Origin of the sequence: Mucilaginibacter gilvus, assembly GCF_004054195.1 — a bacterium.
Lineage (GTDB): Bacteria > Bacteroidota > Bacteroidia > Sphingobacteriales > Sphingobacteriaceae > Mucilaginibacter > Mucilaginibacter gilvus.
The window spans coordinates 500079-516758 of the sequence record NZ_SBIW01000007.1; the positions used below are offsets into that span (position 1 = coordinate 500079).

Annotated in this window: 21 protein-coding genes and 1 pseudogene; 13 read left to right on the forward strand and 9 right to left on the reverse strand. The window is 44.3% G+C overall.

Features of this window, described 5'->3' with window-relative positions:
• Positions 1–219: 219 nt before the first annotated feature.
• A complete protein-coding gene (locus EPL05_RS16545; RefSeq protein WP_166727730.1) occupies positions 220–960 on the reverse strand; it encodes a DUF5020 family protein in 741 nt (246 codons plus the stop codon).
• 136 nt (positions 961–1096) lie between these two features.
• Between EPL05_RS16545 and EPL05_RS16550 the strand changes: the two genes are divergently transcribed.
• From EPL05_RS16550 to EPL05_RS16560, 3 genes are all read left to right on the forward strand, one after another.
• Complete coding sequence (locus EPL05_RS16550; protein ID WP_128535081.1) at positions 1097–2212, forward strand: hypothetical protein; 1116 nt, start codon at positions 1097–1099, stop codon at positions 2210–2212.
• Between the two features lie 167 nt (positions 2213–2379).
• Positions 2380–3738 carry an APC family permease gene (locus EPL05_RS16555; protein WP_128535082.1) on the forward strand — a complete coding sequence of 453 codons (1359 nt, stop codon included), beginning with the start codon at positions 2380–2382 and terminating at the stop codon, positions 3736–3738.
• 53 nt (positions 3739–3791) lie between these two features.
• A complete protein-coding gene (locus EPL05_RS16560) occupies positions 3792–4487 on the forward strand; it encodes a molybdopterin-dependent oxidoreductase (RefSeq protein ID WP_128535083.1) in 696 nt (231 codons plus the stop codon).
• A gap of 1 nt (position 4488) precedes the next feature.
• Here the strand turns inward: EPL05_RS16560 and EPL05_RS24680 are convergent.
• From EPL05_RS24680 to EPL05_RS24350, 3 genes and pseudogenes are all read right to left on the reverse strand, one after another.
• Positions 4489–4611, reverse strand: a pseudogene (locus tag EPL05_RS24680) (hypothetical protein); the annotation flags it as partial.
• A 17-nt stretch (positions 4612–4628) separates the two neighbouring features.
• Positions 4629–4868 carry an ATP-binding protein gene (locus tag EPL05_RS16570; RefSeq protein ID WP_128535084.1) on the reverse strand — a complete coding sequence of 80 codons (240 nt, stop codon included), beginning with the start codon at positions 4866–4868 and terminating at the stop codon, positions 4629–4631.
• 28 nt (positions 4869–4896) lie between these two features.
• Positions 4897–4995, reverse strand: a complete 99-nt coding sequence (locus tag EPL05_RS24350) for a cell wall metabolism sensor histidine kinase WalK (RefSeq protein WP_166727731.1) — start codon at positions 4993–4995, stop codon at positions 4897–4899.
• A 141-nt stretch (positions 4996–5136) separates the two neighbouring features.
• On the opposite strand from EPL05_RS24350, the gene EPL05_RS16575 reads away from it, so the two are divergent.
• Positions 5137–5541, forward strand: a complete 405-nt coding sequence (locus EPL05_RS16575) for a BLUF domain-containing protein (protein WP_128535085.1) — start codon at positions 5137–5139, stop codon at positions 5539–5541.
• A gap of 16 nt (positions 5542–5557) precedes the next feature.
• Here EPL05_RS16575 and EPL05_RS16580 read toward each other — a convergent pair whose 3' ends face one another.
• A complete protein-coding gene (locus EPL05_RS16580; RefSeq protein WP_128535086.1) occupies positions 5558–6403 on the reverse strand; it encodes a helix-turn-helix domain-containing protein in 846 nt (281 codons plus the stop codon).
• A 143-nt stretch (positions 6404–6546) separates the two neighbouring features.
• Between EPL05_RS16580 and EPL05_RS16585 the strand changes: the two genes are divergently transcribed.
• The 7 genes from EPL05_RS16585 to EPL05_RS16615 all read left to right on the forward strand — a co-directional run bounded on the left by EPL05_RS16585 (position 6547) and on the right by EPL05_RS16615 (position 10848).
• Entirely contained in the window at positions 6547–7539 is a 993-nt protein-coding gene (locus EPL05_RS16585; RefSeq protein ID WP_128535087.1) for a phytanoyl-CoA dioxygenase family protein, read from the forward strand.
• Between the two features lie 292 nt (positions 7540–7831).
• The gene (locus EPL05_RS16590; RefSeq protein ID WP_128535088.1) at positions 7832–8068 is read left to right on the forward strand and encodes a hypothetical protein; all 237 of its coding nucleotides are present in this window, start codon (positions 7832–7834) and stop codon (positions 8066–8068) included.
• 410 nt (positions 8069–8478) lie between these two features.
• Entirely contained in the window at positions 8479–8808 is a 330-nt protein-coding gene (locus EPL05_RS16595) for an ArsR/SmtB family transcription factor (RefSeq protein WP_128535089.1), read from the forward strand.
• 1 nt (position 8809) lies between these two features.
• Positions 8810–9277, forward strand: a complete 468-nt coding sequence (locus tag EPL05_RS16600) for an SRPBCC family protein (protein WP_128535090.1) — start codon at positions 8810–8812, stop codon at positions 9275–9277.
• Between the two features lie 6 nt (positions 9278–9283).
• Positions 9284–9664: a DoxX family protein gene (locus tag EPL05_RS16605; RefSeq protein ID WP_128535091.1), complete on the forward strand. Its 381-nt coding sequence runs from the start codon at positions 9284–9286 to the stop codon at positions 9662–9664.
• A gap of 14 nt (positions 9665–9678) precedes the next feature.
• Positions 9679–10245 carry a DUF4256 domain-containing protein gene (locus tag EPL05_RS16610; protein ID WP_128535092.1) on the forward strand — a complete coding sequence of 189 codons (567 nt, stop codon included), beginning with the start codon at positions 9679–9681 and terminating at the stop codon, positions 10243–10245.
• Positions 10246–10269: 24 nt separating this feature from the next.
• Entirely contained in the window at positions 10270–10848 is a 579-nt protein-coding gene (locus EPL05_RS16615; RefSeq protein WP_128535093.1) for a YdeI/OmpD-associated family protein, read from the forward strand.
• A 34-nt stretch (positions 10849–10882) separates the two neighbouring features.
• Here the strand turns inward: EPL05_RS16615 and EPL05_RS16620 are convergent, their stop codons facing one another.
• Together EPL05_RS16620 and EPL05_RS16625 are read right to left on the reverse strand one after the other, a co-directional pair.
• The gene (locus EPL05_RS16620) at positions 10883–12007 is read right to left on the reverse strand and encodes a zinc finger domain-containing protein (RefSeq protein ID WP_128535094.1); all 1125 of its coding nucleotides are present in this window, start codon (positions 12005–12007) and stop codon (positions 10883–10885) included.
• Between the two features lie 24 nt (positions 12008–12031).
• A complete protein-coding gene (locus EPL05_RS16625; protein ID WP_128535095.1) occupies positions 12032–13144 on the reverse strand; it encodes an SPFH domain-containing protein in 1113 nt (370 codons plus the stop codon).
• A gap of 218 nt (positions 13145–13362) precedes the next feature.
• Between EPL05_RS16625 and EPL05_RS24045 the strand changes: the two genes are divergently transcribed.
• The gene (locus tag EPL05_RS24045; protein WP_166727732.1) at positions 13363–13536 is read left to right on the forward strand and encodes a hypothetical protein; all 174 of its coding nucleotides are present in this window, start codon (positions 13363–13365) and stop codon (positions 13534–13536) included.
• Between the two features lie 15 nt (positions 13537–13551).
• Here the strand turns inward: EPL05_RS24045 and EPL05_RS16630 are convergent, their stop codons facing one another.
• Both EPL05_RS16630 and EPL05_RS16635 read right to left on the reverse strand, forming a co-directional pair.
• The gene (locus EPL05_RS16630; RefSeq protein WP_128535096.1) at positions 13552–15204 is read right to left on the reverse strand and encodes a serine/threonine protein kinase; all 1653 of its coding nucleotides are present in this window, start codon (positions 15202–15204) and stop codon (positions 13552–13554) included.
• A 78-nt stretch (positions 15205–15282) separates the two neighbouring features.
• Positions 15283–16059: an HAD-IIB family hydrolase gene (locus EPL05_RS16635; RefSeq protein WP_128535097.1), complete on the reverse strand. Its 777-nt coding sequence runs from the start codon at positions 16057–16059 to the stop codon at positions 15283–15285.
• 158 nt (positions 16060–16217) lie between these two features.
• On the opposite strand from EPL05_RS16635, the gene EPL05_RS16640 reads away from it, so the two are divergent.
• Entirely contained in the window at positions 16218–16679 is a 462-nt protein-coding gene (locus EPL05_RS16640) for a DUF1569 domain-containing protein (RefSeq protein WP_128535098.1), read from the forward strand.
• Position 16680 lies beyond the last annotated feature (1 nt).

Below are 16680 nucleotides of genomic sequence, written 5' to 3' on the forward strand. Positions count from 1 at the left end.
CTATTATACTGATCTTATAACAGCCAAGCCCGTTGCGCAAGCGCGGGCTTTTATATTAAAAAAACAGCCGACCAACAAGTAATTCACTCACTTAACCCAACGTTGAACACCTTGTTAGCAAGGCGCGTTTTACTACCACTTAACAAATAGAAAAAACCGGCTGTTTAACTACCATAACGGATGTTTTACGCAGAGTGTAACATCGCTTGTGAAAAATATCTATAACTTTATTTTTACCGCGGCGGTAGGGTAAACTTCTACAATATTGTCTGCCGTATTAACATGGTAAAAGGCGTTTAATTTTGTACCTATATACAAGCCGCCGTTTACCTTGTACCAAAATTGCGGCTCGAAAAAAAAGTAAAAGCGCTTGTCTTTCAGGTTTATCTCCGGGTCGTCACCATGGTTTTTATTTTCCGTCCAGCAAGAAAAGCTACCGGCAATTTCCGCTTTATAATTTAACAAGCCTTTATAGAAGTAAGTAGTAAAGAGTAGGTCGTGACTTGGCCGGGTATAGGGCACATATTTGTAATTGAGAACGCTGCTGAGATAGGCATCGCCAATTTTAAAAGGGTAGCTTAGGCCAATAGCATAGGTGTTCACGATGTAATAACTGTATTGGCGCGGCGTAGTGATACCCAACCCGCCGCTATATTGCAGGTTAATAAACAATTTAGGTTGCCAAAAACGCACCTCCTGCGAAACCTGCATATAGTACTTCCCAATATTTGCCTGTTCGCCAACCAGGTCGGCCTGCAGCTTTAGCAGAAAATTCCCCGGTTTAACAAGTGTTTTGCCGCTATCGATGGTTTTGAAGTATTCAAAGTACATGGTGGGAAAGTTTTTAGCGTTTCGCACGGGGTTTAACGTGTGCCGCAGGTCGTAATGCAGTTGTAATTGCTGCCCGTAAACCAATCCGTTTGCAAATAGTATAGCCGTCAAAAAAAATAGAAATTTCATGGTGATAAAACTTTTAAGAATGCGATATTGCATATGGCAAAACTCCTTGTTTGTAACGATTTAGTGCGGTAAGGGAGCGGAAACCTTACGGAATTGTATATTTGGCTCGTTTGATATTTAGCCGCTACGTTCTACCATGGAAGATCCTGAATTGAAAGTTTTTTCGATATTATTCCGGGAAGCATATTCCCGTTGTTTTGGTGTATCCCTTACCCAGCCTTTAACCGAAACCGAGGGGAAACTTTTTCAACAGCAATTATTAGATCATACCGGCCTTATGGTTGGATGGCGGTCGCTTAAAAATTATTCGCTTTTTTTATTAAGCGAAAAAGAAAAAGAGAACCCCTCAGTAGCTTCTATGGATACGCTCGCGCGCTATGTGTTGAAATCGCCTTATACCAACGAGTTAGAACGTAAAAGAAATGAGAGCCATCACCCGTATTGGTTTATATACCGCGAGCGGCATTTGGCCAACGCCATTTCACCTGATGTTAAGCTGTTTAGTTTTGCATGGGTTAAGCCTATACTGGCAGCTGTTTTACTGTTATTGGCCGCCTATACCTGGTATCAGCGGAAAAGTACGGTGTATTTTGCTGATAATTTTAAAGATGTGGGTGATAAGGCCATGACAGAGAAGGAGTGGCAGGTATTAAATAAAGACGATATATACTGGCCAAAACACGGCGATATTCCTAAAGCCTTAACGCTGTTCACGCTAACGGGAGATAACTGGCCGGATAGTACTTCTCTGCCGCAGATAAAAAACCTGGTAATACGCAGTTTACCCAGAGGGTGCTTTGTAACCGAGCTACATATAGAGGATTTTATACCCGCGGCCGAATGGCAGCAGGCCGGTTTATTGTTAATGGAAGATACCAGCGTGAATAGCCCCAGCATTCGCCTCTCTTTAGCTTACAACGATTTTTTTGGTGGATTTAATAAACCGCAAGAGATATTGGTGCAAGCGATAGCATCACCCGGTGCCGGCGGCAAGCCCGAGGAGTTTGTGCATAGCACGGTGCTAACGCTTGATAGTACTGTTAGCCGCTCGATGGTATCAAGTAATTTGAAGAAAACAGCTCTCCGCATAGAAAAAAAAGGAAACAGTTACCGCTTGCTTTACGCTGGAGGTGCCGGCGCAAATTCGGCGTTTAAGGAACTGGCGACAAAAGAGGTGGGGATAACCCCCGCGATATATCGGTATTTTCGCCCTAAAAGGCAAGGTGCCAGGTACACCTGTGGTGCCGGTTAAATTTAAAAAATTTACACTGGAAAGCATTGCCTGTGAATAGGTTGTCCCCAGTGGCTCCTTAATTATTTTAGCTGTAGTTTTGCTAAAAACGTGCTAATGCACTAATTACAAATCGCTGACCCAATAAATTTTATCACACAGCTATTAAATCTATTTTTGTGATAGATATGGCTGAAGATTCACTCGTACGCCGCCTTGGGCTGGCACAGGCAACAGCCATCAACATGACCGATATGGTAGGCATAGGGCCCTTTGTTACCTTGCCTATGGTTATCGCCACCATGAACGGCCCCTGGTTTTTATATGCCTGGCTCGCCGGTGCGCTGTTGTCTATGGTTGATGCTATGGTTTGGAGCGAATTAGGTGCCGCCTTCCCGATGGCCGGCGGATCATACAACTTCCTGAAAGAAACCTACGGCAAAACAAAACTGGGCCGGCTAATGAGCTTTTTGTTTGTTTGGCAAACCATGATACAGGCGCCGCTGGTTATTGCATCCGCCGCCATCGGCTTCGCCGATTACTTCTCCTACCTGTTACCCTTATCAACTATCGAAGCAAAGATCATGAGCGGCTCGGTGGTAATATGCATTGTAATACTCCTATACCGTAAAATTGAAGCTATAGGCAAAATAAGTGTGGTGCTTTGGGTAGGGGTTTTGGTTACCATGCTTTGGATAATAGGCGGAGGGATAGCTCATGGTAATTTTATGCATCCCATACGGCACATAAACGATGGTATAAACCTTAACTATGGCTTTGTAGCGGCTATTGGCTTTGCCAGTGTAAAAAGTGTTTACAGTTACCTGGGGTATTATAACGTTTGCCATTTGGGTGGCGAAATTGTAAACCCATCGCGTAATATCCCGCGCAGCATGTTCCTTTCTATAGCCGGGATAGCCGTTTTATATATGCTGATGAACGTAAGCGTTGTAAGTGTGATACCCTGGCACCATGCTATGGGCAGCAAGTTCGTTATCAGCGAATTTATGCAGTTGCTCATGGGCAATATCGCCGCTAAAGTAATAACCTGCCTCATATTACTGGTAGCATTTTCCTCCGTTTTTTCGGCTACGCTGGGCTATAGCCGCATCCCTTACGCGGCCGCTGCCGATGGTGCCTTTTTTACAGTGTTTGCCAAGCTGCATCCAACAAAAAACTTCCCGTACGTATCATTATTGGTTTTAGGCGGAATAGCCTTCGTATTCAGCCTTTTGTTTAAGTTGAAGGATGTTATAAGCGCTATTTTGGCTATGCGTATCCTTATCCAGTTTATCGCCCAGGCCATAGGCTTATTATTGCTGCGAAAGGCGCGCAAAACAACGCTTTTCCCTTATAAAATGCCGCTGTTTCCGCTGCCGGTGTACATGGCTATTTTAATATGGTTCGGCATCTTGGTGTCAACGGGTTTACACATGGTGTTGGGTGGCTTAACCGCTATAGTAACAGGTACGTTTGTTTATTTTATAAAAGCGAAGGTTAATAAAGAGTGGCCGTTTGAGGCGAAGTCTGTTGCCGGTAAGGCTTAAATTTTAGCCGCTGCAAAGTTTTAGCTATTTTTAACTGATTTAACATTTTAGCTATGGAAGAAGCCGATAAACTTAATCGTATTATCGAATCTCGCATGAAATTGAAGACGCGGTTTGAAGAAAAAATAAAGTTAACGCCATCCGTTGCCGATGATTCGCCAAAAGGATCAGGCAAGCTAAACAGGCATGGTATGCCAACTATTCCGATAGGGCAAACAGCTACCGTTAAGTGGCCTGTTCTGGATCTGGGTTATCATCCCGGCATCCCGCTTGATAAATGGCGTCTGACAATTGACGGAGCTGTAGACAATCCGGTGCGTTTGAACTGGAAGGAATTTATGGATCTGCCTCAAACCAAAGACACCTCCGATTTTCATTGTGTTACTACCTGGAGTAAGCTGGATATGCACTGGAAAGGCGTGAGCCTGTTTGACTTAGCTGCGCTGGTTCATCCAAAGGAAACTGCTACCCATGTACTGTGTTATGGATATGATACCTACACCACCAACTTATCTTTAGAGGAAGCCCTTAAACCCGATGTGCTGCTGGTGCATACCTTTGACGGCCAGCCCCTTCAAACAGAACATGGCGGGCCGGTACGTATGATAGCCCCACAGCTATACGCTTGGAAAGGTTCCAAATGGATAAAACGGATAGAATTTCTTACCGAAAATAAATTGGGCTTTTGGGAAGATAGGGGTTATTCAAATACCGCGTACCCTTGGCGTAACGACAGGTACAGCGATTAATTTAAAGGCCGACTAAAATGGAAAGTGGGTCTTTACCCACTTCGCTATCTACCCAAATTTTACCGTTGTGCCGCAAAACTATCTCGGCACTTATATAAAGACCAATGCCAAAGCCGCTGATGTGCTGCTTATGCTTGGTTTCTACCCCAAACGATCAAAGAGCTTGTCGAGGTGTTGGGGCTTTATCCCCATGCCTTCGTCGCGCACGCTAACTACAACCGTATCACCTTCCTTTTTGCGCCCTATCTCTATCAACTCGCCCCGCGGCGAATACTCAACCGCATTGCTCAAAAGGTTGCTTATTAGGCTTCCAATTTTATCTTTATCGGCTTTTAGGGTGACATCGTCACAAGCTGATGGTGTTTTATGGGTGATTGGCAATAGTAAGCTTGGCTTCCCGTGTCATATCTCAAATAAGATCGTTCAGCAAAAAAAGCTGTTTGTTGAGGATGATCTTACCCGAATCGAGCCTCGACACGTTAAGGAATCCATTAATCATGGTGCTCATCTTTTTTACCTGGTTGCTTACCTTATAAAGATGCAAAGGCGGACATTTTAGAGGATTAATTCGACATCGCTAATTGATTGTATTTATAATATAAAAAATTAACTATAAATTATATCATAAGTATTTAACTATCTTTGTGAAATGTTTTACCTTATCTACAGTAGCTACGCTACCCAACCTTTAAATGATGAAGACCTGAAAGAGCTTTTAGACAAAGCCCGCCGCAGAAATATTTTCAAAAGCGTTACCGGTATATTGTTCTACTTCGAGGGCAAATTCATCCAGTTGATAGAGGGTGAGGAGAATACCATAAAGCTATTATATGCGGCTATTTATAACGACCCGAGACACCAAAAACTGCAATTGCACCAGGAGGATGCTATTAACGAGCGCTATTTCCCCGATTGGACGATGGCCTTTAAACCCATATCATCGGAGGACGTTGAAGGCGCATTGGGTTTTAGGAATATGAGCGTACCCAACGCAACCAACGTAGAATCTGTAATGAAACTTTATAAGATCTTGGGTAGCAAATCAGATCTGTAAAAAAACGGGATGTTCTTCAAATCAACCTGTTCTTCTTAAATTCCGAAGGATTCTCACCAACCACTTTATTAAACAGTTTATTAAAATAGGAAAGGCTTTCAAAGCCAACAGCGTAGCAAGTTTCGGTAACGTTCTTATTCTGCATTAAAAAGTTTTTGGCGATATCTATGCGGTATTGGTTCACAAAATCGGTAAAGGTAATATTGGTTTGGCGCTTAAAATAGCGGCAAAACGCGGCAGTGGTGAGGTTCACCTTGCCGGCTACTACATTCACATCGGGCTTGCGGTTGTAGTTGGCATCCATGTATTCATAAATCGCACCCATCCTTATTTTATCCTTTAAGAAAAATTGCAGGCTGATATCGTCGGCATTCAGAATGGTATACTCATCAGAATGGGCGAGCGTGTTGAGCACCTTCATCAATTCTACCAGTTGCTCAAAGGAATTTAAATCGGCCAGGGCTTTCAGTTTTTCGGTGACGAGAGCTTTTGTTTCGCCATGGAAGGCAATGCCGTAAGCCGCTTTTTTAAACAGCTGGTTGATGATAGCAAACTCGGGCGATACGGCTATGGCGCTTCCCAGGAAGTCTTTGCGCAGTTGGATTACTATCTGATGGTAATCGCTGCGCAGGCGGTAATCAAAATTAAGATGAGGGAGATTACTACCCATAAACACGAGGTCGCTTTGCGTGTAACCTGATATATGCGAACCCACATGCCTGATACCGGCATCCGCCTCAACGTAAACCAGCTCAAATTCGGGGTGGTAATGCCACAGAAATGTGTTTCGCAGCCTGGGCGAAAACAGCTTGAAGGATTTCCCCGGCTCAAAGTCTACACGTTCTAACTGTATCTCATTCATCCCGATTGGCTTTATATTTTGTTTAAATATAGAATAAAGGTCAATACAGAGCAAATATTGGTCATTGTGAAGAATGTGCGTACCTGTTTCCCGCCATACCTTTGATTATCAAAACAAACCAAATTATAAAAACCAATAAAACCATGATAGCTACAGAAAACAAAACTATGGGCACCATGAGCATGCAGCCGGGGCCAAAAAACGCGCATAAAGAAATTCCGGGTAACCCGTCTACAGCGAAATCGAGCCAGGTAAAACTAAACGACCGCAGCAACGGCAAACCATTAAAGGTATTGAGCGAGGACGACTGGAAGTTTTGGCTGGAGAATGGCTACGTGGTGATAAAAAATGCAGTGCCGCACGACCAAGCCGAAAAGCTTGCCGCCTACCTTTGGGAATACGAGGGCAAAGACGCTAACGATATAGAAAGTTGGTACAAAAAGCCAAACGCCCAGATGCAGATGAAGGAACTGAATAATACCGGCATGGTAGAAATTTACAACCAGCAGTTGATGTGGGATAACCGCCAAACCCGGCGCGTATACCAGGCATTTGCCGATATATGGGGCACCGAAAAACTATGGGCCACGATAGACAGGGCGAACCTTAACTTTCCGCTGCGCCCCGGTTTTGAATACAAAGGTTTTATCCACTGGGATTACGACCCGGAGACTAAACCGCAAAACGTACAGGGCGTGCTGGCACTGGCCGACCAAACCGACGAAACAATGGGCGGTTTCCAATGCATCCCTGAATTGTACCGCACCTACGATACCTGGAAACTTACCCAGCCCGAAGACCGCGACCATTACAAACCCGATACCACAGGCTTTGAATTGATGAAGGTAAAACTGGAAGCCGGCGACCTGCTGATTTTTAACAGCCTGCAGCCACACGGCATCCGCGCCAATACCAGCGGTAACAAGGTACGCATAGCCCAATACATTGCCATGATGCCCGCCCAGGAAGATAACCAGGAACTGGTAGACTGGCGCGTTAACAGTTGGCAAAGTCGCGAAGCCATGCAGGGTTACGCTTTTCCCGGAGACCCGATGGAACGTGAAAAACAAAACCCAGTAGCAGAACTAAGCGACTTAGGTAAGAAGTTATTGGGGTTGGAAAAATGGGGTGAGTGATGTGCAGATTTTAAATATTCGGATTTGCAGATGAAACTATAATAACTGCGTCGGTCTTCGGAATGACGCTTTTGTCGTTTGATGAGATTTGGATATTGAAACCTCAACCCAATGCTTGATAGCCTCTTCTATTAGATGAATTATATCTATTGGTAATTTAATATCCTTCTTGTTAATGAATTTGTTGATTGCGATGCAAGAGTTAATTTTACTTTGTAAAAACACAATAACGCCTGCTGTTTAGCGTATTTATAGCATTCAGGAATACATCAATCTTTAACGCATCATCACTATGGATTACAAAATTAAACTGGCAGACGGGAAGGCACACTTGGTAAGTATCACCAGCGCGTATTTTAAATCGTGGCAGGTATGGCAGGTTAAATTTAAAGATGGCAAAGTAGCCATGCTGTATAAAATTGGTAGCGAATGGATGCAGCGAAACGAGGATTTTTTAGAAGTCGAAGTTTTGGAAATAATAGGATATACTATTGATAAGATCATTTATAAACGCACCATATCGTTTTAAAAGTGCTGTGCGTATTGAATTTTAAAAGCCTGCCCGGGAAGAGGCAGGCTTTTTTATTATTTAAAACCAAATATAAAGGGGAATAAGAAGGGATTGGCAAATATAGAAAGTGCTTTAAAAAACATTGAAATTGTTGGTGCAAGATATTCACAACACATACAAAGTACTATTGGGAAGTATATTAAAAGAGCATTAAATTTCATTGTTTCAAAACTTTTGAAAACTGCCTGTTTCATTCAACTCTTCTACAAGGCGGTTTGAATTTTACACCGTTATCGACCCGAAATCCTCTCGTGAAAATGAGAGGATTTTTGTTTTCAACTTAACACACTTTCCCCGCAAATATTTTTTCTTCAAAAAATTGCGTAGTTAAATAACTACATGTATATTCGTAGCCAAATAACTACGCAATGAATTTAAGACGAGATGTATTCCAGGCAATTGCCGATCCTACAAGGAGGGCCATACTGCTGTTAGTTGCTTCCCAATCGATGACGGCCGGCGTAATTGCTTCCAACTTTGATACCGCGAGGCCCACAGTTTCAAAGCATCTGCAAATACTCACCGAGTGCGAATTGCTGAAACAAGAGCAAAACGGCAGGGAGATCTATTACCACATCAACGCGACGAACATGAGAGAAGTAGCCGATTTTATAGAGCCGTTCCGCCAGATGTGGGAAGACCGCTTCAACAAATTAGAAACTATTATGAAAACATACCAAAACAAAAAGACAACCTGATATGGAATTAAAAACAAAGATCAGCGCCGAAGATGGCAAGCACGATCTACTAATAACACGGGAATTTAATCTGCCGCTGGAATTGCTTTTTAAAGCGCACGTAGAGCCCGAAATTGTGGAGCTATGGATGGGCACGAAAGTGCTGAAACTCGAAAATAAAAAACATGGCGGCTGGCAGTATGAAACAAGTGACGCTAAAGGGAACGTGGTGTTCCGTGCCGATGGAGTGTTCCATGAGTTTATCCCGAACCAAAAGATCACACGCACATTTGAAATGGAGAACGCGTCGTTTGGCGTTCAACTGGAGTTTTTGGAATTTGAAAAACTGACCGGGGATACCAGCAAACTTACTATATATAGCGTATTTAAATCGGCCGGGTTAAGAGATCAAATGTTACGGCTGCCTTTTGCTCAGGGCCTTAATATGGCGCATAACCGTTTACAAGACATCGTAAAAAAATTAAAATAACACATCATGACAAAGAGAAATAAAATTATCTACTGGGTATCTACGCTCTGGCTTGCATTGGGGATGCTTTCTACCGGGCTTGTACAGCTAATAAAAATGAAGGAAGAATTAACCATGATAGAGCACCTCGGCTATCCAGCATATTTTTTAAGCATACTGGGTATTTGGAAAATTCTGGGGACAGTAACGGTGCTAATCCCTAAATTTACTTTATTGAAAGAATGGGCCTACGCGGGTTTCTTTTTCGCTATGTCGGGTGCGGTGTTTTCACATTTAGCTGTTGACGATAGCGTTAAAGAGCTTTTTGGACCGATGCTGTTGTTGGTACTAACAATAGTATCCTGGTATTTAAGGCCTGCGGAAAGAAGAGTAGTCATTGCAAATTAATTAAGGAGGGCAATATGAATAATGATAAAAAGCAATTGTCGGGAGAGCGATCTGAAGAACTGCTCGGCGTGTTGAAAACCCGTTTCGAGAAACACATGGAACGGCACAAAGGCTTGGAATGGGCTAAAATACAAGTTAAGCTGGAAGCCAATGCCGGGCAACTACAGACGCTCGAAGAGATGGAAATAACCGGCGGTGAACCGGACGTGGTTGGCTTGGATGAAACAACTGGCGAATACCTATTTTACGATTGTTCCGCGGAAAGCCCCAAGGGCCGCAGAAGTATTTGCTACGACCACGCCGCGCTGGAATCGAGAAAAGAATACAAGCCCGAAAATAGCGCGGTGGGCATGGCTGCCGATATGGGTATCGAAATTTTAACAGAAGAGCAATACCGCCAACTACAGGTATTAGGCAAGTTCGACCTGAAAACATCCAGTTGGGTGCAAACTCCGGCTAATATCAGAAAGCTTGGCGGCGCTATGTTTTGTGACCGGAGGTACGATACAGTGTTTGTTTATCATAATGGGGCAGAATCTTATTACGCCGCCCGGGGTTTTCGTGGGGCGTTAAGGGTTTAATAACAACTAATTAATGAGAGCGGAATGAATACTAAAGTTGATTTTTATTTCGATAGATCCAAAAAATGGCAGGAAGAGATCGGGAGATTAAGAACGATCATACTTGGTGGCGGGCTTACCGAAGAACTGAAATGGGGCTGTCCCTGTTACACGTATCAAACAAATAACATTGTACTGATCCACGTGTTTAAGGAATACTGCGCGGTGCTGTTTTTTAAAGGTGCCTTGTTAAATGATGTTGATGGTATCCTTGTACAACAAACGGAGAACGTGCAGGCTGCACGCCAGGTAAGGTTCACCACCGTCAGGGAAGTAGTTGAGCTGGAACTTACGCTGAAGGCATATATTTTCGAAGCCATTGAGGTGGAAAAAGCCGGGTTAAAAGTGGATTTGAAAAAGACAAAAGAATTTGCCGTTCCTGAAGAATTTCAAACTAAATTAGACGGGACACCAGGACTTAAAGCCGCTTTTGAAGCATTAACGCCGGGGCGACAAAGGGGATATCTACTACACTTTTCTCAACCTAAACAAGCCAAAACCCGGGAAGCGAGGGCAGAAAAATATATCCCGCAGATTCTCAGCGGCAAAGGGATAGATGATTAAAAATCCACTAATTAAAGTTGAAAAGATAACCACTTTACCCATTTGCGTTTTGCGAATACAGCACAAAAGCCGCTATAAGTAATATAATTACAAATAATATCACCAGTGTGATCTTCATGGCGCTTAACGGGCGCTGGCCAATAACCTCGCCAGTGCTGGCATTTACCGTAAACTGGTATACTCTGCTATTATAGTTATAGGCGCTTACCCAAACAGGTAGCATAATGTATTTAATGGCTTTATTGCGGTAGTCGGTATCGGTGTTATTAATGCGTTGCTCATCGCCACCAATATCGCTCCTGATGGAGGAATCAATCTCGTCTACGGTTTGCTCCTTTGCTTTAATCAGTCCGTTTTCAGGGTCGAGTTGGTACGTTTCGGAGCGGAAGCCGCTCATGTAGCGTTCATCAAAACTGGCAAGCATATCCAGTTTCCAAGGCGTAAGTTTATCCAGCGTTTTTTCGGGCAGCGATTTACTGGCGGGTACCAACAGGTCGCGAAAGCTGCAATTAACTGTACCCGAGTTATACGACCAGTTGGTATGCCGCACCTGCCGGGAGCGGGTTTGGCTTTTGCCATCAACCGTTTCGGTATAGGTTTCAGTGGTGTAATAATAGTCGCCGCGTTCGCCGGTGTAATCTGTGGTGGTATCGGTGTCGTAGGCCCAGTAAGGCAGGTAAACACCGTTTAATGCCGACGACGTACCGCCCGCTTTTTGCGCAAGATCGTTCGGTGCCCACCACAGGCCTTTGAGCCATTTCTGAAAGAAATCGACACCTTGTCTTTGGGTAACTTCAAACGGTAAAATATAATGCGGCGGCAAATAGGTCTTACCGGCCTGTAAATTTAACACCAAAGGAGCGGTGCAAAACGGACATTTATCAGACGCAACAGAAGCATCAAGCACCGTTTGCGAACCGCAGTTTTTACAATCGACCACCTTTACATTATCGGTAGCCTTTTTTACATCAATATTCGCTATAAAACCCTCATAATCTACCGGTTCTATATCGTTTTTGGTATTGGCTATTGCATTGCTTTCGCCGCAATAACTACATTGCAAGGTGCGGGTGCCAGGTACAAAATGCAGCAAAGCCCCGCAGCCCGTGCATTTTAAGGAATTGCTTATGCTATCGGCGGGTTTTAAAAGTTCGCTCATGTACTATAAAGTATTAGGTAGTGCTCAGACTAATGGCGGAGGTTCGTTATTAAATAGATCTGTAAGCTCGGTAACGGTGCCGGCTGTAACCCAGGCGGCCATGCCTTTTTTCCAAACCATGGTTTCTTTATTGATCGCTTTGGCCGTGATCATCCTATCTATCTCGGCCAGGCTGTGCGGCCCGTCAGATTTACCATCTACTGCTATATGGTATTGCGCAACCGGCAAAGGCGGCGGCGCATCTGCGCCGGAAGGGTTGGTACCATCAAAGTTGTTTTGTTTAAATACATTGCCAACCTGGTTCATCATGGCAGCACCCACACCCAAACCGATGCCCGCAGCGCCAAGGTTACCGCCCATGCTGTTCTCTGCCGATTTTTCCATTGCGTTTGCCGCCTGGAATTGTGCATACGCGCCCAGGTTACCTATGACGCCCATTTGGCTGCGTTTATCAAGCGCGGTCTCTACTTCTGCAGGTAGCGAGATATTCTCTACCAATAGCTTGGATAGGGTAAGCCCCATTTCGGCAAAATCGGGCTGTATGGTGTCAGATATCAGCACCCCCATTTCGTTATAATTGGCGGCCAGGTCCAAGATCGGTATTTTAGATTGTGCTACGGAATCCATCCCGCGTGCAACAATGATGTTGCGCAATTGCTCCTCAATATTCGCTACGTTAAATTCGGGGTTGGTTGCCGATATTTGGCTCAGGAACACTTTTGGGTCCTGTACTTTAAAGTTAAAAGAACCGAACGCGCGTAATCTCACCGGGCCAAACTCGGCATCGCGGATCATCACCGGATTTTTGGTTCCCCATTTTTGGTTAACAAACTGGCGGGTACTCACAAAATAAACATCGGCCTTAAAGGGACTATTAAAGCCGTATTTCCAGCTTTGCAGGGTAGTTAAGACAGGCATGTTTTCGGTTTGTAAATCGTACAAGCCCGGCAAAAAAACGTCGGCTATCCGGCCTTCGTTCATAAAAACAGCCGCCTGCGATTCGCGCACTGTAAGCTTAGCGCCCATTTTTATAGCGTTGTCATTCCTCGGAAATTTCCAGACTAATGTATCCTGGGTAATGTCTACCCATTCTATTACATCTATAAATTCGTTTAGCAGTTTACTAAAAAAGCTCATGTGGTTTCAGGTTAGATGAAAAAATAAATATGATAAAAAAAGCCCGATGTAAATGCGCCCCGCCAATTTTATTTAATTTTTTTTTAACGGAAAAGGCAGTACGTTTAAGCTGGCATTCCCGTTGAAATAACGGTGCGATTTTACATGTCAGCATAGGAAATTGGGTGGTTCACCAAAACCATATCGCCCACACGCTGTTAACTTACCAAAACACAGCCATGAACAACTTTTTTAGAGGCCTTATAGCTGCCTGGGGTGCAAAAAAACTTGGTGGAGGCTGCTTCTCCACCATTATTATATTTATCATTATTTGGGTATTGCTCGGCAAGTGTAACCAACAATCGCAGGCTGGCACGCAACAGGTGCGCACCAAGGTTGCGATATGCAAATAAGGCCGGTTGGCTTTATTACTGCCCTACCACGATGAGGTCTTTTTTGCGGAGCCAGCCCTTGCTGGTTTCCCCGTTTTTGTTGGTGAACACTACATAGACATAACCATTTTGGTCGTCCAGCGCTTTTAAACGAGCATTATCCCATTGGCTAATGTTTGCCGCCCGTTTACTGCCCTCGGTTGGGGCGCTGTGAAAATAAGCGTACGTTGTAAAAAGCGAATACACCTTCCCTGCATCACTGCCTTTTCCCGGGTTAGGGGAAGGGTTGGTTGGTTTATCTAATTTTGGCGGATTTTTTTTAACCACCTTCCTCGCAGAATCTTTTTTAATTTTTTTATGTACGGACAGCGTCTCCGCCTTTATTTCAGTCTTCTTTATTGGTGTCTTTTTCTCTTTTACCTCTGCAGGCTTGGGCTTTGCGGCCGTGATGGTGTCTGTCGAAGTTTTGCTGGTAATAGTATCAGGCAGAGTTTTTACAGACGCTGCTTTGTTACCGCTAAAAAGATAACGCCCGGCAAATGCGCCCAGGCACAACAGCAAAATCCCCAAACCAATCAGCATTCCCTTTGAAGCGATTTTTGTACTGTGGTTTCCTGTTATCGGCGAGGGAACAGGTGCAACGCTACCAGAAAGTTTGCTTTGTTTAAGCTGCGCTATTTCCTGCAATAAAGTAGTGTTCTTTGCCTGTTCTTCTTTCAATTTTGCTTGCAGGGCTACTTTTTCGTTTTGCAGTATTAAGGCGCTTTCGGTATCGCTTTTTACGGTAATTACGCTGCTTTGTATGGCTTGGCGCAGTTCCGTCCCATCAGTATATCTGGCATCTGGGTCTTTTTGCAGGCATTTGTAGATAAGGTTCAGCAGCCACTCGGGTACCTGTAATTCGCGCTTACGCTGATCTTCGGGCCAGTTAAGCGGCATGTTTTTTTCACGGAGGGTGAGCAGGTCCGGCGGTTCCTTTTCAAGGTGCGCTATCATGACGGCGTTGCGCGCTGTTTGGCCGTTGTCGTTCAGTTTAAAGGGGACTGTACCAGCGAGTAGTTCGTATAGTATAATGCCATAACTGTAAACATCGCTTTGCGGCAACAGGTTGCCTTCGCTTTGCTCGGGTGCCATAAATTCAACAGCGCCGGCGTTGCGCAGACTGCTCCGCCGCTGCTCATCGGTCATGATGGCCAATCCAAAATCAAGCAGCATATAGTTGCCGGTATTGATATTGAACTTAACATTATTGCTTTTGATATCGCCATGCTTTACCGATACCTTGTGGCAATGGCTCAGCGCGTTTGCCAATTGATAGGCTACTTTTATAGCTTCGGCGATGCTGAAAACCGGTGTTTCTTTTTCGGTAAGCAGTTCGGCCAGGTCAGGGCCTTCAATAAACTCCATCTCAATGAAAGGTAACGAGCCACTTTCGGTAATGCCCGAATTAAGGATCTTAACCACATTCGGGTTTGATACCTGATTAACCTTTTTAAGCTTCTCTACCTCGTTTATAAAATCTTTGTAATGCTTGTCGTTCTCGTCTTCGGCATAAATAGGGGTAGGCAGCAACTTTACAGCCACATAAATTTCGCCTATTCGCTTGCCTTTATATACCGAACCCTGACCGCCGGTATGCAGCGCGCCCATGTTTTCGAGCCCTTCGGTTATTGTAAAAATTTTACCCATATTGTTGTGTCGCAGTAATCTGTTCGGCTCGTGTAAGTTAAAATCCTGGGATAAGATAAACAGTTTGTGGTTTAAATCCTATCCGGAAATAATATTACTGTTTTTTCTCGTCTTAAACCCCAGGCAAACGCTTATCCCTTCAACAACCCGCTTGGTTTCCTCCGGGTCGCGAACCTGTATGCATGCAACACCGGTTTTACGGGCGGGGTGGTCGTTACCACCCTCGAACAAGGCATCGCCGATGAAGATCATTTCGGATATTTTAATATCGAGTACCGTCTTTAGCTTGCGGATTCCGTATGCCTTATCAATACCGGGCTTAGTGATATCGATAGAGGTTGCACCACCCATCTGCACCGAAAATGCTTTAAGTGTTTTATCAAGCGTTTTTTTGATTTCCTTCCGCTTGGCAAAATCCGGGTCCCACTTTTTCTTTTGATCTAAGGGGGCCTGCTGGCCCAGGGCCGAGTAGGTTACCTGGCTGCCGCGATCCTCAATTTGCTCGCCCCAGGTTTTCTTTGCCTTATAGCCCGATGCATCCACAGCTTCGTTTAGCGATTGGATAATGAGCTTTTTCTCCTCATCGGTAAAGTTTTCGGCATAGAGCTGTTTCCAGCCTTGTTTATAGGTGTAATACTTGGTGCCACAGGTGGGCAGGATGGATAATCGCTTTAACGATCCCTTCGGCAGATGCGCTAAAACCTGCTTCTCAAACTGCGGCCAATCCCCGCCGGATATAATGGCTACCCTGGCTACCGTGAGCAGGTTGCCAAGGATGGTGCCCATTTCTTCATCTATCGCTGCCTTACTTTCTGCAAGGGTACCGTCGAGGTCGAAAATTATCAGTTTCTTCATGATGTGAGAAGAACAGCGGTAGTTGCAGGTTGTTTGAATGGTTATTTTTCAAACAATTGAAAAATACCGGGTAATTGACCTATCTTTTGTCCATTATTAACCCCGTCTGTCGTTATTGGGTTAATTAACCAGATCATTACCTTAACACAATTACCACAATGGCATTACCAAGCATTTTTACCAGGGAAGTTTCTGAAGGCTTTATCGATAGGATAAACAAGCTAACCCCGCAAACCGCAGCACAATGGGGTAAAATGAATGTTTCGCAAATGCTGGCACATTGCAATGTATCTTACGAGATGGTTTATGAGCCCGGGAAGCATCCTGCACCCAATGCCTTTATGAAACTGATTTTAAAACTGCTGGTTAAAAATAAAGTGGTAACCGAAGTCCCCTACAAACGCAACGGGCCAACAGCGCCGGCCTTCATCATTAAAAGCGATAAAGATTTTGAGGTTGAAAAGGCAAGGCTGATCAGTTATATCCGTAAAACTCAGGAATTGGGCGAAAGCGAATTTAATGGCCGCATGTCGCATTCGTTTGGCGCGTTAAGCGCTGATGAATGGAACAATATGTTTTATAAGCACCTTAACCATCATCTTACCCAGTTCGGCGTATAAA

Bases quoted from the DNA above. Each gene is read 5' to 3' on its own strand.
- EPL05_RS16545 (WP_166727730.1), bottom strand. From the start codon at position 960: ATGAAATTTCTATTTTTTTTGACGGCTATACTATTTGCAAACGGATTG.
- EPL05_RS16550 (WP_128535081.1), top strand. From the start codon at position 1,097: ATGGAAGATCCTGAATTGAAAGTTTTTTCGATATTATTCCGGGAAGCA.
- EPL05_RS16555 (WP_128535082.1), top strand. From the start codon at position 2,380: ATGGCTGAAGATTCACTCGTACGCCGCCTTGGGCTGGCACAGGCAACA.
- EPL05_RS16560 (WP_128535083.1), top strand. From the start codon at position 3,792: ATGGAAGAAGCCGATAAACTTAATCGTATTATCGAATCTCGCATGAAA.
- EPL05_RS24350 (WP_166727731.1), bottom strand. From the start codon at position 4,995: ATGAGCACCATGATTAATGGATTCCTTAACGTGTCGAGGCTCGATTCG.
- EPL05_RS16575 (WP_128535085.1), top strand. From the start codon at position 5,137: ATGTTTTACCTTATCTACAGTAGCTACGCTACCCAACCTTTAAATGAT.
- EPL05_RS16580 (WP_128535086.1), bottom strand. From the start codon at position 6,403: ATGAATGAGATACAGTTAGAACGTGTAGACTTTGAGCCGGGGAAATCC.
- EPL05_RS16585 (WP_128535087.1), top strand. From the start codon at position 6,547: ATGATAGCTACAGAAAACAAAACTATGGGCACCATGAGCATGCAGCCG.
- EPL05_RS16590 (WP_128535088.1), top strand. From the start codon at position 7,832: ATGGATTACAAAATTAAACTGGCAGACGGGAAGGCACACTTGGTAAGT.
- EPL05_RS16595 (WP_128535089.1), top strand. From the start codon at position 8,479: ATGAATTTAAGACGAGATGTATTCCAGGCAATTGCCGATCCTACAAGG.
- EPL05_RS16600 (WP_128535090.1), top strand. From the start codon at position 8,810: ATGGAATTAAAAACAAAGATCAGCGCCGAAGATGGCAAGCACGATCTA.
- EPL05_RS16605 (WP_128535091.1), top strand. From the start codon at position 9,284: ATGACAAAGAGAAATAAAATTATCTACTGGGTATCTACGCTCTGGCTT.
- EPL05_RS16610 (WP_128535092.1), top strand. From the start codon at position 9,679: ATGAATAATGATAAAAAGCAATTGTCGGGAGAGCGATCTGAAGAACTG.
- EPL05_RS16615 (WP_128535093.1), top strand. From the start codon at position 10,270: ATGAATACTAAAGTTGATTTTTATTTCGATAGATCCAAAAAATGGCAG.
- EPL05_RS16620 (WP_128535094.1), bottom strand. From the start codon at position 12,007: ATGAGCGAACTTTTAAAACCCGCCGATAGCATAAGCAATTCCTTAAAA.
- EPL05_RS16625 (WP_128535095.1), bottom strand. From the start codon at position 13,144: ATGAGCTTTTTTAGTAAACTGCTAAACGAATTTATAGATGTAATAGAA.
- EPL05_RS24045 (WP_166727732.1), top strand. From the start codon at position 13,363: ATGAACAACTTTTTTAGAGGCCTTATAGCTGCCTGGGGTGCAAAAAAA.
- EPL05_RS16630 (WP_128535096.1), bottom strand. From the start codon at position 15,204: ATGGGTAAAATTTTTACAATAACCGAAGGGCTCGAAAACATGGGCGCG.
- EPL05_RS16635 (WP_128535097.1), bottom strand. From the start codon at position 16,059: ATGAAGAAACTGATAATTTTCGACCTCGACGGTACCCTTGCAGAAAGT.
- EPL05_RS16640 (WP_128535098.1), top strand. From the start codon at position 16,218: ATGGCATTACCAAGCATTTTTACCAGGGAAGTTTCTGAAGGCTTTATC.